Raw genomic sequence first — 15268 nt, 5'->3', positions numbered from 1 at the left:
CGCAGAAAGGCGCGTCTTTTTTTAACTCAAATCGGGTAATTTTGCGGCAGCGTTTTTCTCTATTCCGATAAGCGGCATCAAATTATCAACCGCAGAAGCGTAGTTAATCGCCGAACTCCAGCCGTCATATTCAGCCATTATTTTTGCGGAGGTGGCGGCCCAGACATCCTGTTCAACGCTGAGCAAATCGTTAATGCTCCGCTTGCTCAGGGTATATTCATTTTTATAGACATCGCGGGCGCGCAGGGCATTTTCCAGCTGCTGTTTCCCGGCCTCCATTCTTCCCCGGGCGCCGGTCCAGTCAGCCTGCGCGACGGAGGCTTTTTGCAGGACATCAAAGCGTGCCTGGTCGACCTGAGAGGAGGACATAGCACGCGCCCCTTCAGCCTGACGCACGCGTGCGGAAACCGCGCCGCCCTGATAAAGCGGTGCGTCTATATTGAGCTGGATTTGGTCGTCCCAGTAAGAACGGTTGTCAGACTCATAGCGCGTACGTCCTCCCTTCAGGCTCAGGGTTGGCCAGTGCTGCGATTTTGCTGTTTCAACGCCATACTGGGCCGAGCGCTCCATGTTCTGCGCGGCCAACACCGTCGGTATCAACGAATAATCAATGCGGTTGAGGGAATCCGGCTCAACGGCAAGGTTCGCAGGGACAGGCGAATAGGTCTCAGCCTGCAGACCTGTGAGCACCGCGAGCCTTGCGCGGGCGCTGTTTAAGGCGGCGTTATACTGCGCCACGGTCGCCTGCATACCGGCAATGCGCGTGCGGGTCTGGAGTTCATCGGAGGTGGAACTCACGCCTGCATCCGCACGCAGTTTCGCCAACTGCTCAACGTTTTTGAGCGCCTGTACGTTGTCTTTGGCAGCCTGTAAGAGATCGGAATAGCGTTTAACCTCCACGTAGCCGAGCGCCGTCTTCTCCGCCACGTCAGAGAGCGTGCTCATCAGCTGGTAGCGGTAGCTATCGCGCTGGGCTGAGGACTGGCTGATGCTGTTATTCGTCTTGCCAAAATCGTACAACAGCTGCGTCAGGCTCACTCCCCAGGCCGCAGAATTCTTCAGTGATCCGCTTGAGTCGGTGGTCTGGCTATGCCCCGTACTGCCGTTTAGCGATATTTGCGGCATCCAGCCGCTGCGTGCCTCATCTATTTGTGCCTGACCAATACCTAATTGTGCGGCCTGCTGGCTAATAGACGGATCGCGATCGATAGCAAATAAAATGCTTTCTTTTAAGGTTATCGCCGCCACCGGGGCCATCTGCGTTTGGCCACTATTGGCGTACGCCATATTCATTGCGAGCGTAATTAATACGATTGTCGGTGTAAATTTGAGTGAAACGTTCTTTGGCAATACCGTCATTTTTATCTCCCTGACTCTGAGTGATACTTAAGCAATTACCCAAAAGGAGGTATAGATAATTAGACAAATATCTTCTTTAACTTCCTCTCTGAATTTCAGGCAAAACTCCCCCGCATCCATTTCCATTGGAGATGAGATTGTTTCTTCTTATTTCGTATAAGAATTTACTTATTTTTTTACTGGTCTGGAGCATAACAAAATGCGTTATAGGCAACTACACCCACAATGTTAATGTGGTGTTACAAATAAGAAAAAACATGCAGGTTCTGGACAAAATGCGAAAAGTAGCCTTTCAAATGAAACATAAAAACCCACTGTTATTTAAAGAAAATTCCTAATTTCGTTTATGTACATTTTTGCGTTAATTTCCTTACGACTCAGACACAAAGATTTTCAAAGAAGTGTCAATTTAGGTAATCAGCCGAGCTCATTCACTATTTAAATCCACACGCAAAGCCATTATCAAAGTAAAAATCTGATTAATTTCATATAAACGGAATTTAATGCCAATTAATGGTTATGTATTGGTTATATCGCCCAAACAGTTAAATAGAACATAACGATAACATCGTGGTCACTATTCCAAACGCCTTGATGATATTTGCTTAATAAAATTTCAATAGTTACGCATATAAACTATCAGGTTTTCTTCCTGTTTTCGGCTACACGTTCTCTTCCCTCCGCTCAGAAATGCTGTATTATGCGATTTATTGCGACATTTTGCAGGATTACCCCGCCATGCATAAAACCGCCCGACAGAAATACGTGCTCGATCTCATCATCGAGCAAGGCCAGGCCAGCATTACCGAGCTTGCTGAGAAACTGCAGGTTTCCGCAGATACCATCCGTCGGGACCTGACCGACCTGGAAAAACAGGGTCTGGCACAAAAGAACCACGGCGGTGCGATTGCGCTCGATCTCTCCGGCATGAATCGCCAGGGCAGAAATACCTTACTGCCTGAAACAAAACAGCGGCTCGGTAAAGCGGTGGCGCAGCGCGTGCCGACCGGTTCCACGCTGTTTCTCGATGCCGGAAGCACGGTGATGGCCGTCGCCACTTTCCTTCAGGGCCCACTGAAAGTGATCACCACCTCACTGGATATCGCCCAACATTTCAGTGACCGGGACGATATCGAGCTGATCCTGCTCGGCGGACAGTGGGACCAAAAGCAGCGCCTGTTCGCCGGAAGCGCCACCCTGTCCCTGCTGTCCCGCTATCGCGCGGATATCGCCATTCTCGGGGCGTGTGCTATCCACGCGCAGCTTGGCTTAAGCGCGAGCAAAGAAGCGGATGCGGACGTTAAGCGGGCGATGCTCACGGCAAGCCATGAGCACTGGATCGTCGCGGACCATATGAAATTAAACCACTGTGAACCCTGGCTGGTCGCCGGGGTAAGCGAAATTCATCAACTGTTTATAGACAGGCCCTGGGCTGAGCTTGGGGATACCGGCGCATTGCAGGTCACGGTTTGCGCGGAATAACGTGGAGAAGGTCATGAATAAAGCTAAGACAATTAATATTGCGCTGATCGGGTATGGATTTGTGGGTAAGACGTTCCACGCCCCGCTGATCCAGTCCATCGAAGGGTTAACGCTTGCGGTCGTCTCTTCCCGTGATGAAGAGAAAGTGAAACGCGATCTGCCGAACGTACTGGTGGTCGCTACCCCGGAAGAAGCCATTCAACACCCGGATGTCGATCTGGTGGTGATTGCCTCCCCTAATGCCACCCACGCGCCGCTGGCAGCGCTTGCCCTCAACGCTGGCAAGCACGTAGTGGTGGATAAGCCATTCACTCTCGACATGCAGGAAGCCCGCGAGCTCATTGCCCTGGCGGATAAGAAACGGCGTCTGCTCTCCGTCTTCCACAACCGCCGCTGGGACAGCGATTTCATCGGCATCAAGCAGGTGATTGAGGAAGGCCGCCTCGGCAAGGTGAAACTGTTTGAGTCACACATTGACCGCTTCCGCCCAGAAGTGCGCGTGCGCTGGAGAGAGCAAAACGTTCCGGGCAGCGGCCTGTGGTTTGACCTTGGACCGCATCTGATCGACCAGACGCTGCAGCTTTTCGGGCTGCCACAGTCGGTTCAGGGCAATATCGCCACCCTGCGCGACGGCGCTGAAATTAACGACTGGGCGCAGGTGGTCCTGAATTACCCTGAACATAAGGTGATTCTGCACGCCAGCATGCTGGTGGCTGGCGGTACGTCACGCTTTACCGTTCACGGCGATAAAGCCAGCGTGGTGAAGGCACGTATCGATCAGCAGGAAGCACAGCTGCTGGCGGGTGTTATTCCGGGCAGCGAAAGCTGGGGCGAAGACAGCGACGATATGGTGCTGTTTGATGCCGCCGGAGACGCGACGCGCCTGGAAACGCCGAAAGGCGATCAGCGTCAGTATTACATTAACGTGCGTGATGCGCTGACGGGCACAATCGGGAACCCTGTTCATCCGGTTGAAGCGCTGGCGGTGATGGCGGTGCTGGAAGCGGCGGTGAGGTCATCTGAAACAGGGTCAACCCAGACGCTGGAATTGACAGCTGAAGAGCGGTCTCTGCTGCGTTAAAAACAAGCCGGGTGGCGCTCCGCTTACCCGGCCTACGATACAGCGCTGTTTGTAGGCCCGTGCAAGCGTAGCGCCGCCGGGCAATAAGCTGGCTACAGGCGTTTTTTAGGCATCATGCGCAGCAGCGTATTATCTTTCCAGAAATAGTGATGCATCAGCGCCGCCGCCGCGTGCAGGCCAATCACGAAATACCCCAGGTTGGCCAGCGTGACGTGCCACGCCTTCAGCGCGTCTACCAGGTCAAAATTCCCTTCCGCCGCATGCGGCATCGTCATGCCAAAGGCGAACCAGTCATTCCCGCGGTTGTACATCATCACGATACCGATCAGCGGCAACGCAATGAACAGCAGGTAAACGATCAGATGCCCCAGATGCGACATGCCGGTGATCATCGGTTTCGGCTTAGGCTGAATGGGCGGCGCCGGGTATTTAAGACGAATAAGCAGGCGCGCCACCATCAGCACGAGAATGGAGATCCCACAGGAGACGTGAATCATGTTAATCAGTGGGCGATCGGTACGCGGAAAAAAGCCCCTGAATTCCATGGCGCAGTAAGCCACGATAACTAACAGAAACACCAGCCAGTGAATACCGATTTGCAGGCCTGTATATTTAGTGCGCATGTGATTTCCTGATGAATGACAAATACAGCGCCAACATAATCCGCTTTCCTTAAAAATTCATTAAGTTTTCTGTATGGATTTTCAAATACTTCCCCGCGCATGAAGCATCTTCAATTGCCGCCCTGCCCGTCATGGTCTAAGCCTGGATGAGTTCAAACTGTCGCATCGACACGTTTACAGGAGAACACCATGAGTAAAATTGGCATTAACGGATTTGGACGCATCGGACGCCTTGTACTTCGTCGCCTTCTTGAAACCCAGGACAGCAACACCGTCGTCGCCATCAACGACCTCACCTCGCCCAAAGTGCTGGCCTATCTGCTCAGACATGACTCAAACTACGGTGGCTTCCCGTGGAGCGTGGATTTCACCGAAGACGCGCTGATTGTGGATGGCAAAACAATCGCGGTATACGCCGAAAAAGAGGCCAAACATATTCCGTGGAAAACGGCAGGCGTGGATATCGTCGTGGAATGCACCGGTTTTTATACCTCTGAAGAGAAATCCAGAGCGCATCTGGACGCGGGTGCCAAAAAAGTGCTGATCTCCGCGCCTGCGGGAGAGATGAAAACCATTGTGTTTAACGTGAACGACGACACCATTGACGCCAGTGATACCATCATCTCCGTCGCCTCCTGCACCACCAACTGCCTCGCCCCGCTGGCAAAAGCCCTGCACGACGCCTTTGAAATAAAAGTCGGTACCATGACCACCATTCACGCCTATACCGGTACGCAAGCGCTGGTGGATGGCCCACGCGGGAAAGATCTTCGTGCCTCGCGCGCGGCGGCAGAGAACATCATTCCCCACACTACGGGTGCCGCAAAAGCCATTGGTCTGGTGATCCCGGCACTCAGCGGCAAGCTGAAGGGCCACGCCCAGCGCGTGCCGGTGAAAACGGGTTCGGTGACCGAGCTGGTGGCGATTCTGGGCAAGAAAGTGACCGTTGAGGAGATCAATGCCGCGTTGAAAAAAGCGACCCAGGGCAATAAATCCTTCGGCTATACCGACGAAGAGATTGTGTCGTCGGATGTCATCGGCTCGCACTATGGTTCGGTGTTTGACGCCACGCAAACGGAGGTCAGCGAGGCTGGCAATCTGCAGCTGGTGAAAGCCGTTGCCTGGTACGACAACGAGTATGGCTTCGTGACGCAGCTGGTGCGTACGCTGGATAAATACGCCTCGCTGTAACGTTACTATCCCCTCTCGCCGGAGAGGGGATGTTCAGATTAAGACTGCAGGTAGACCACCTGCGTTTGCAGATATTCATTCAGACCATGCTTACCGTCTGCCCCACCGATCCCTGACTTGCGCCAGCCAGCATGGAAGCCCTGCATCGCTTCAAAGTTCTCACGGTTGATGTAGGTTTCACCAAATTTGAGCCCCTTGATGGCCTTCATGGCGACATTCAAATCCTGCGTATAAAGAGAAGAGGTCAACCCGTAGTCGCTGTCGTTGGCCATCTTCAGCGCCTCTTCCAGCGTGTCAAACGCCACGACGGGCAACACCGGGCCAAAGGTCTCTTCGTGCATGATTGTCATCTCCTGACGCACGTCCAGCAACAGGGTTGGTGGATAGTAATACCCTTTGCCTTCAACCGCTTTACCGCCGAGCACCACTCTCGCCCCCTCCTGCACGGCCCGTGCCACCTTCTGCTCCACGCGCTCAAACGCGGCGGCATTAATCAACGGCCCCATCGCAATATCAGTGCGCTCGCCCGGGTTACCAAACTGCACGGCCTTCATCGCCTCGCCCAGACGGTTGACGAAACGGTCGTAAATGCCTTTTTGCACGTAGACGCGTTCGGCGCAGTTGCAGACCTGCCCGGTGTTGATCACGCGGGAATCCACTATCGCTTTCACCGCCAGTTCCAAATCCGCATCGTCCATCACGATAGCAGGCGCTTTCCCCCCCAGCTCCAGCGCCACTTTGGTGATGTTTTTCGCCGCGGCGGCCATGATCTTTTCACCCGCCCCGACGCTGCCGGTCATGCTGACCATCGCCACCTTCGGGTTGCCCGCCAGCTCCTGGCCCACGGTTTCCCCGCGCCCCAGAACCAGGTTGAAGACCCCTTTAGGCAGGCCGATCGCATCGACGATTTTGGCGAACGCGATGGCGTTATTCGGCGTGAACTCGCTCGGTTTTATCACAATGGTATTGCCGGTAATCAGTGCCGGAGCGAGCTTGCGGGCAATCAGGAAGAACGGAAAGTTCCACGGCAAAATCCCGGTGGTCACGCCCAGGGCGCGTTTAAAGACCAGGATATTCTCTCCCGGACGGTCGCTCTGGACGATTTCGCCTTCGTAGCGGCGCGCCCATTCGGCCATATAGTCGATGTAGTCTGCGGTAAAGTTCACTTCAACTTCTGCCAGTTGCTGGATTTTGCCGCCCTCGGCGACAATCAGCGCGCTGATTTCACTGACGCGTTCGCGGATCCCGGCAGAGATTTTGCGCAGCCAGCCGGCGCGTTCGATGGCGGGTAAAGCTTCCCAGTCAGGCTGGGCACGCTCGGCGGCGTCGATGGCTTTGCGCGCATCTTCAGCACGACCATCGGGAATACGGGAAATGACCTCTTCTGTGGCCGGGTTGATCACATCAATCCAGGCATCACCCTGCCAGGCAACAAACTGTCCATCAATATACATAGGATGTTGTACGGGTACCGTCATGACCTGCTCCTGTAATTACACTGTTTTTAACAAGTAAACGCATTGTTAAAAACTATAATTTCAGGGGCGATTGCCTACTCTATGAGGCTGTTTTTGTGAGATATCTCATAAAAGAAACGGGTCAGCGAATCAATACAATCACAAACCGGCAACATTAAATGCCCGTTTGCGTAAAACCTGGCGCAAACGGGCAGAGGCTACAGCAGAGAACGGCTGACCAGCGCGTCGGTGAGGATGGCGTCAGTACGCAGAAGGGTCCACGCGTTCTCCACCTCGTCAGGAATGTCCACGTGCGCAATGAAGTCACGCCCCGCAGGGCCGTAGCCGTTAATGTCGTCCCGCAGGCGCGGCAGTTCCCCCAGCACCAGCGACAGATAGCGTTCCACCGGCCAGAGCCCTTCGCTAGCGCCGCTAAACGCCAGGCCGTCTTCACTGTTTTGCAGCACCGGCGTCACGCCGGGATGGCTAATCCACTCCGGCGAAACGGCCTCGTCCCGGCAAACGCGAGCAAAGGTCGCCATCGTGCGGCGCTGCATAGTCGGGTCCTGTACCACGAGGACGCGCCCGGCGTTCAGACCCTTTTGCTTCATCATATGCCAGCTAAACCGGGCGTTCTCGCCGCAGTTCGTTGACTGATCGTCTATCAGGATTTTGTCTGCCGGAATATTCCAGAATTCACGTGCGATATCGGCGAGGATTGCCGCCTCGGCCCGTCCGGTGGTGGGAAGGGTGTTATAACGCGGATGTTTCGCCACCGCAGCATACAGGAAGGTGGTTGAGTGCCCGATACCACCGCTGATCAGCAGGGGGATGGCCTGTTCGGCCGCTATCTTACAGGCGGCATCGATTGTAGGGATGACCGCATTCCCTGCAAGGATCACGGCATCAACAGGCTGACTGCGGCGATCGTCCTGCGCAAGCCATGAGCCGACGGTGTTGACGGCATTAAGCGTCGAGCCGGGTAGAGAAGGAAAAAGTGCCAGTGTCATCGTTACCTCCTTACAGCGTTTACGTTCAGAGTACTGCACGCGTCACGGCTGAACAGGGGATCACTCCTAAAGCCAAAACGCCTGTCACTCTGCATTTTCTGGCATTTTTTTGAAATAACCAGAAACATCCAAAAACAATTGGGTTGCACCTGCATGTTATGCTTTTGATTATCCGGCATACAAAACATCATGCCAGTCAAACCGCATGTTAAAGCACCAGTCGCTGCTAATTTCACCGTGATCTGACCAGTATAGCCCGCCCCTTGCTTGCCAAACGCCCTATCCAACCCTAAGTTGCTTAACAATTTCATAACCTTTTTATTACTGCGGGTTGCACCTGAAACGCGCCAGGTGACACCGCATTCATCCTCTCTGTGGCGGAGCTTCAGAAAATGACACAACATGAAAGTACAACGACGGTTTTACGCAAAAACAAAAAGGTTTTAATTGCCAGCCTTACCGGCAGCTCCATTGAATGGTTTGACTATTTTCTCTATGGCACCGCCGCCGCGCTGGTGTTTAACAAGATTTTCTTTCCGATGGTCGACCCGGTAATCGGGCTGATCCTCTCTTATCTTTCGTTCTCGCTGACCTTTTTTATCCGCCCCATTGGCGGTGTTCTCTTCGCCCACATCGGGGATCGTATCGGGCGCAAAAAAACGCTGGTGCTAACGCTGTCATTAATGGGAGGTGCAACCGTCACGATCGGCCTGCTCCCCACCTACGACATGATTGGCATGTGGGCACCCGCCCTGCTGATCCTGATGCGCATCATTCAGGGCATGGGCATTGGCGGTGAATGGGGCGGCGCACTGCTGCTGGCGTATGAATACGCGCCCGAAAAACGCAAAGGCTTTTTCGGCAGCATTCCGCAGGCGGGCGTCACCATCGGCATGCTGATGGCGACCTTTATTGTCTCGCTGATGACGCTGTTCAGTGAGGAGGATTTCCTCTCCTGGGGATGGCGCATCCCGTTCCTGTTGAGTTCAATCCTGGTCTTGATCGGGCTGTGGATCCGTAAGGACATCGACGAGACGCCTGATTTCCAGAAAGTAAAACAATCGGGCCAGGTGGCGAAAGCGCCCCTGCGCGATACCCTGAAACACCACTGGCGTGAAGTGTTAATTGCCGCCGGTCTGAAGGTGGTAGAAACCGCGCCGTTCTACATCTTCTCGACGTTTGTGGTGAGCTATGCCACCACCACGCTGACATACCAAAAATCTCAGGCGCTGGAAGCCGTGACCCTGGGGGCGCTGGTTGCCACCATTATGATCCCGTTGATGGGGCTGCTCTCCGATAAAATAGGTCGTCAGCGCATGTATGCGGTCAGCGTCTTCGTGCTCGGCTTGTTTATCGTGCCGTGGTTTATGCTGCTCAATACCGGCACGACCTGGGGCATTGTCCTCGCCACCGTCATCGCGTTTGGCGTGCTCTGGGCACCGGTAACAGCGGTGCTCGGCACTCTGTGCTCTGAAATTTTCAGTGCCAACGTGCGCTACACCGGCATCACCCTCGGGTATCAGTTAGGTGCCGCGCTGGCAGGCGGAACCGCCCCGCTGATCGCCACCGGTCTGCTGGCGAAATATGACGGCGACTGGGTGCCGGTAGCCTGGTATCTGGCGGTGACGGTCGTTATCTCGCTGATCGCCATTTTCTGCGCCAGCCGGGTCAAACCAACCCCCGCCGTCCAGGCGCAACCTGACCACATCTGAATGTCTAGCGGCCCTCCCGGGCCGCTCTTTTTGTTCAAGCGTCCCCTCAACATTTGATTAACATGCGATAATCATATTCACTTGAATTATGATTTGCGTCAGACGTAGAATCATTAGCCCTCTAATCATTACATTTTTTCTAAGGTAAACAACGTTATGCGCCTGCCCGAACGCGATCCTTATGCTCCTCGCGAGTGGCAGCCACATGAGAAGCCCGCCCTGCTGGGTTCCCCCTCCACCCCGGAACACCCTACGCCAAAGCGGATCGCTTACGGCGTTGTCGGCCTGCTGGTCTGCCTGACGGGCGCGCTGGGCAACGCGGTCGTCACCGCCAATTTGCAAAATCTTCAGGGCACCTTCGGGGCCTGGTCGACGGAAATCGCCTGGCTGCCTGCGGTCTATGTGATGACCAACGTTTCCATCAATCTGCTGCTGGTGAAATTCCGTCAGCAGTACGGTTTGCGCGCCTTTACGGAAGGTTTTCTGGTGCTGTATGTGCTGGTCACCTTTTTCCACCTGTTCGTGAACGATCTCAGCTCCGCGCTGATGGTGCGCGCCGCCCACGGCATGGTCGCTGCCGCGCTGAGCTCACTGGGTATTTACTACCAGATCCAGGCGTGGCCCGCGAAGCATCGCCTGAAAGCGCTGACGATTGGCATCACCGGCTCGTCACTGGCAATCCCGCTGGCGCGCCTGTTTTCTACCGAACTGTTGCAGCTTGACGAGTGGCGCGGGCTTTACTTCTTCGAACTGGGTCTGGCCCTGATCTCGCTTGCCTGCGTGATGGCGCTGAAGCTGCCGCCGGGTGACAGGCGAAAAGTGTTCGAGAAAAAAGATTTCATCACCTTCTTTTTGCTGGCGCCCGGCGTGGCGCTGCTGTGCGCAGTTCTGTCCCTGGGCCGTCTGGACTGGTGGTTCGAAGCCCCCTGGATCGGCTGGTCGCTGGCGCTCTCGCTGGTGCTGATTGTCTCCGCCATTGTGTTCGAACATAACCGCAGCAACCCGCTGCTGAACACCCGCTGGCTTTCGAGCGGCAGCATCGTCCGTTTAGGGCTGATCATGCTGTTGATCCGCATCGTGCTGGCCGAGCAAAACACCGGGGTCATCGGCTGGCTGCAGTACGTGGGGTTACAGAACGAGCAGATGACCCACCTGGCGTGGTCCATTTTCGCCGGGATTGTCTGCGGGATCGTCACCAGCTGTCTTACCATCAAGCCGACAAAACTGGCGTGGCCAATCATCACCTCTCTGGCGCTGATGATTATCGCCTCGCTGCTGGATAGCCAGTCCAACAGCCTGACCCGGCCGGATCAGCTGATGTTAAGCCAGTTCCTGCTCGGCTTCGGCAGCGCCTTCTTCCTGGCGCCCGCGATGCTGGCGGCCATCGGTGGGGTCATCGCCGACCCGCGCAATCTGGTCAGCTTCTCGGTGATGTTTGGCATGAGCCAGAACATTGGCGGCCTGCTGGGTTCCGCTATTCTCGGCACCTTTCAGACCTGGCGCGAGAAGTATCACTCCAGCCTGCTGGCCGACCAGCTCACCACGCTGAACCCGCTGGTGAATGAACGCATTCAGGCTTACACCCAGATGTACCAGAGCCTGATCGGCGACAGCGCGCTTTTGGGGACGCAGGCGATAACGCAGCTGCAAACGGTCACCGCGCTGGAGGCGAATATTCTGGCTTACAACGATACTTACCTGCTGACGGCCAGCATCGCTGCCGCCACGCTGGTCTGGATTTTATGGCGCCTGTTGCGCCTGCGCATCACTGCCCGTATGGCGCTGAAGAACGCCACCGGCAACAAATAATTGAACTATTTCTGGAGAGTTTATGAGTCAGCAGGATGCCGCCAAAGAGCAGGCCAACACCCGCAAAAATGTGCGCATTGTTTCCGTATTCACCGCCGCCGCCATCGGTATTGTCGGCGTGCTGGTGATCCTGTACGCGTGGCAGTTGCCGCCGTTCACCCGCCACGCACAGTTTACCGACAACGCCTACGTGCGCGGCCAGACGACGTTTATCAGCCCCCAGGTGAATGGCTATATCACCGAGGTGAACGTTCAGGACTTTGTGCAGGTTAAAAAAGGCGAGGTGCTGTTTCAGATCGACGATCGTATTTATCGACAGCGCGTCCATCAGGCCGAGGCGCAGTTGGCGATGAAAATCGCCTCCCTGAACAACAACCTGCAGCAGCGTAAAAGCGCCGAAGCGACGATCGCCAAAAACGACGCGGCGCTGAAAAATGCCCGCGCCCAGAGCCTGAAAACGCAGGCAGATTTAAAGCGCGTGAAAGATCTGACGGCAGACGGTTCCCTTTCCATTCGCGAGCGCGACGCGGCGCTCGCCAGCGCGGCTCAGGGCAGCGCGGATATCGACCAGGCCAAAGCGACGCTTGAGATGTCGCGTCAGGATCTGCAGACGGTCATCGTCAACCGCGGTGCGCTGGAGGCGGATGTTGAAAACGCGAAAGCAGCGCTGGAGCTGGCGCAGATTGACCTGCAAAACACCCGCATCATCGCCCCGCGCGACGGTCAGCTCGGCCAGATTGCCGTACGTCTGGGCGCTTATGTCACCGCCGGGACGCACCTCACCACGCTGGTTCCGCCGCAGCACTGGGTGATCGCTAATATCAAAGAGACGCAGCTGGCGGAGCTACGCGTCGGACAGCCGGTAAAATTCACCGTCGATGCCCTGAACGACAAAGCGTATCAGGGCCGCGTGGAGAGTATCTCACCGGCGACGGGTGTGGAGTTCAGCGCCATCACGCCGGATAACGCCACGGGTAACTTTGTTAAAATCGCGCAGCGTATTCCGGTGCGCATTGAAGTGCTCGGGAAACCGGAAGAGTACAAGCTGCTGCGCCCCGGCATGTCGGTGCAGGTGACGATTGATACGCGGGAGGCGAAGCAATGACCCTTCGCCCATTAGCGGGTCTGGTGCTGGCGGCGATGCTTGCCGGATGCCAGTCGGTTGACGTTGAACCTGCTACATCGTCACTACAGATCCCCGCCCAGTGGCGCGCCGCGTCGGGGCCGAACAGCCCGGCGGAACAGCTCTGGTGGCGAAATTTCCACGACAGCAACCTGAACCGCTACGTGGACCAGGCGCTGAAAAACAACAGCGACGTCCTCATTGCCCGCGAGCGGATTAATGAGTATCAGGCGCGAGTTTATGCTGCGGACGGCAGCCTGTTCCCGTCCCTTGATGCGGGCGTAACGGGCGCGCGCGCCCGCTCACAGTCTGCCGCGACCGGGCTGCCGATCTACGGGACGTTGTACAAAGGGAGTCTGACCGCCAGCTACGACGTTGATATCTGGGGCGTCAACCGCAGCACCGCCAATGCCGCCGAGGCCTCGCTGGAGGCGCAAAAAGCCGCTGCCGTCGCCGCGGATTTAACCGTTGCGTCGTCGGTAGCTGCCGGGTATGTCACCCTTCTCTCGCTGGATGAACAGCTGCGCGTCACCGAGTCCACCCTCAAGTCACGCGAAGAGGCGTTCAATCTCGCTAAACGCCAGTTTGAGACGGGCTACAGCTCGCGTCTGGAGCTGATGCAGTCTGACTCAGAACTGCGTTCTACACGGGCGCAGGTTCCACTCTTGCAGCATCAAATTACGCAACAGGAAAACGCGCTAAGCCTGCTGCTCGGGAGCAATCCAGGCGATGTGGCCCGCAGTGAAAACTTCGACCTACTGACGCCGCTGAAGCTGCCGTCACAGCTACCATCCACGCTGTTAAACCGCCGCCCGGACATCGTTCAGGCTGAACGTCAGCTGGTGGCGGCAGACGCGACGCTTGCCGCGTCACGCGCCAGCCTGCTGCCGTCGATCAACCTGACTGCAACCGGATCGGTACAGGATCGCACCCTGTCAGGTTTACTGGATAACCCACTCCAGCTGTGGAGCGTTGGCGGCAGTATTCTTGCGCCGCTGCTGAACCGTCAGGCGCTGAATGCGCAGGTGGATATTTCCCAGTCTCAGCGTAATCAGGCGCTATACAGCTACGAAAAAACCGTGCGTAACGCGTTTGCTGAGGTGAATGACAGCCTTGATGCCATTACGCGCTATCAGGAACAGCTGACGGAGCTGCTTGCCCAGCAGGATGTGGCGCAGGAGACGCTGCGCATTGCACAGAATCGCTATCGCAACGGTTATTCATCTTATCTGGACGTGCTGGACGCGCAGCGTACATTGTTCTCGGTGCAGACCAGTGTGGTACAGGTGAAAAATAACCTGCTGCTGGCGCAAATTGATTTGTATAAAGCGCTGGGTGGCGGCTGGGTCAGTGCCTGAAAACCTGCCCGGTGGCGCTGCGCTTACCGGGCCTACATTTCGCCCCGTAGGCCGGGTAAGCGAAGCGCCACCCGGCAATCCCTCTCAAGGAGTCAATCTATGCAACAACAGTGGTCTGCAGTAGATAATTTCATGATTTCCTCGCTTATTCCTGAAGATGATGTACTGAGTCAGGTACTGGAAAACAACAAGCGCGCCGGGCTACCCGAACACGACGTAGCGGCCAATCAGGGGCAATTGCTGGCGCTGTTCGTACGCATGACGCAGGCAAGACGCATTCTTGAGATCGGTACGCTGGGTGCCTATAGCTCAATCTGGATGGCGCGCGCCCTGCCGCCAGATGGGAAGCTGATTACGCTCGAGGCTGACCCGACGCATGCCGAGGTTGCCCGCCAGAATATTCACCTCGCGGGGCTAACCGATCGTATTCAATTAATTGAAGGCCCGGCGCTGAACTCACTCGAAAATTTAGGTGACGTTACACCGTTCGACCTGATCTTTATTGATGCCGATAAGCCCAACAATCCCGGCTATCTGGAGTGGGCGCTGCACTATTCCCGCCCCGGCACGGTAATCATTGGCGATAACGTGGTGCGCGACGGCGAGGTCATTAACGGGCAAAGCGACGACGCGCGCGTGCTGGGTGTGCGCCGTTTCATCGAGATGATTGGGGATAATCCGCGTTTAACCGCCACCGCGCTGCAAACGGTGGGGGGTAAGGGATGGGATGGGTTTACGCTGGCAATTGTGAACGGGTGAAAAAATGTGCGGGCTGAGGGCTCCCCACATAATAATGCCTGCACGGACGACCCCCTCTCCCTTGAGGGAGAGGGCTGGGGTGAGGGGGAACATACGGCTGTGGTGGTCATTCCGTTCACTTTATGTTCCTTACTACTCTGTAACGACATGACCGGTGAACGTGCCAAGGTGGCTCAATCGCCACCACCCTGGCGACCCGGGCTCCCGGCGGTAAATCGCCGCTTCGCGGATTGCTCGCCCCATCCTTGGGGCTCACCCTTTCAGGGCCAGCGCAGGCGCTGTCCAAAATTGCTCCCGGCAATTT

At 56.0% G+C, this 15268-nt stretch carries 12 protein-coding genes; 8 read left to right on the top strand and 4 right to left on the bottom strand.

Features of this window, described 5'->3' with window-relative positions; all coding sequences use genetic code 11:
* Window positions 1-21: 21 nt before the first annotated feature.
* Window positions 22-1359 carry a TolC family outer membrane protein gene (locus ACOQH0_RS10920; RefSeq protein WP_421512245.1) on the bottom strand — a complete coding sequence of 446 codons (1338 nt, stop codon included), beginning with the start codon at window positions 1357-1359 and terminating at the stop codon, window positions 22-24.
* 738 nt (window positions 1360-2097) lie between these two features.
* On the opposite strand from ACOQH0_RS10920, the gene ACOQH0_RS10915 reads away from it, so the two are divergent.
* Together ACOQH0_RS10915 and ACOQH0_RS10910 are read left to right on the top strand one after the other, a co-directional pair.
* Complete coding sequence (locus ACOQH0_RS10915) at window positions 2098-2841, top strand: DeoR/GlpR family DNA-binding transcription regulator (RefSeq protein ID WP_421512244.1); 744 nt, start codon at window positions 2098-2100, stop codon at window positions 2839-2841.
* Window positions 2842-2854: 13 nt separating this feature from the next.
* On the top strand, window positions 2855-3922 hold the full coding sequence (locus tag ACOQH0_RS10910; protein ID WP_421512243.1) for an oxidoreductase: 1068 nt from the start codon (window positions 2855-2857) through the stop codon (window positions 3920-3922).
* 92 nt (window positions 3923-4014) lie between these two features.
* On the opposite strand, the gene cybB is transcribed toward ACOQH0_RS10910, so the two are convergent.
* Complete coding sequence (gene cybB, locus ACOQH0_RS10905) at window positions 4015-4545, bottom strand: cytochrome b561 (protein ID WP_010430913.1); 531 nt, start codon at window positions 4543-4545, stop codon at window positions 4015-4017.
* 189 nt (window positions 4546-4734) lie between these two features.
* Here cybB and gap point away from each other — a divergent pair, with 189 nt between their 5' ends.
* Window positions 4735-5736 carry a type I glyceraldehyde-3-phosphate dehydrogenase gene (gene gap, locus ACOQH0_RS10900; RefSeq protein WP_420984399.1) on the top strand — a complete coding sequence of 334 codons (1002 nt, stop codon included), beginning with the start codon at window positions 4735-4737 and terminating at the stop codon, window positions 5734-5736.
* A gap of 38 nt (window positions 5737-5774) precedes the next feature.
* On the opposite strand, the gene aldA is transcribed toward gap, so the two are convergent.
* Window positions 5775-7214 (bottom strand): aldehyde dehydrogenase, encoded by a 1440-nt coding sequence (aldA, locus tag ACOQH0_RS10895; RefSeq protein ID WP_421512242.1) that lies wholly within the window; start codon window positions 7212-7214, stop codon window positions 5775-5777.
* Between the two features lie 197 nt (window positions 7215-7411).
* Window positions 7412-8203, bottom strand: coding sequence for a YdcF family protein (locus ACOQH0_RS10890; protein WP_421512241.1), 792 nt, complete (start codon window positions 8201-8203; stop codon window positions 7412-7414).
* Window positions 8204-8595: 392 nt separating this feature from the next.
* Between ACOQH0_RS10890 and ACOQH0_RS10885 the strand changes: the two genes are divergently transcribed.
* The 5 genes from ACOQH0_RS10885 to ACOQH0_RS10865 all read left to right on the top strand — a co-directional run bounded on the left by ACOQH0_RS10885 (window position 8596) and on the right by ACOQH0_RS10865 (window position 14964).
* Window positions 8596-9915 carry an MFS transporter gene (locus tag ACOQH0_RS10885; protein WP_010430899.1) on the top strand — a complete coding sequence of 440 codons (1320 nt, stop codon included), beginning with the start codon at window positions 8596-8598 and terminating at the stop codon, window positions 9913-9915.
* 156 nt (window positions 9916-10071) lie between these two features.
* Window positions 10072-11724 (top strand): MFS transporter, encoded by a 1653-nt coding sequence (locus ACOQH0_RS10880; RefSeq protein ID WP_010430896.1) that lies wholly within the window; start codon window positions 10072-10074, stop codon window positions 11722-11724.
* 22 nt (window positions 11725-11746) lie between these two features.
* Window positions 11747-12829 (top strand): HlyD family secretion protein, encoded by a 1083-nt coding sequence (locus ACOQH0_RS10875; protein WP_421512240.1) that lies wholly within the window; start codon window positions 11747-11749, stop codon window positions 12827-12829.
* Complete coding sequence (locus ACOQH0_RS10870; protein ID WP_421512239.1) at window positions 12826-14205, top strand: efflux transporter outer membrane subunit; 1380 nt, start codon at window positions 12826-12828, stop codon at window positions 14203-14205. The genes ACOQH0_RS10875 and ACOQH0_RS10870 overlap by 4 nt, the downstream gene beginning before the upstream one ends.
* Before the next feature lie 99 nt (window positions 14206-14304).
* A complete protein-coding gene (locus ACOQH0_RS10865) occupies window positions 14305-14964 on the top strand; it encodes an O-methyltransferase (protein ID WP_421512238.1) in 660 nt (219 codons plus the stop codon).
* The last annotated feature ends 304 nt before the right edge of the window (window positions 14965-15268 follow it).

It is taken from the genome of Enterobacter sp. JS8-1, from assembly GCF_049187015.1.
In the GTDB taxonomy this organism is placed as follows: Bacteria; Pseudomonadota; Gammaproteobacteria; order Enterobacterales; family Enterobacteriaceae; genus Enterobacter; species Enterobacter mori.
This window is presented reverse-complemented; position numbering and strand designations above follow the sequence as displayed.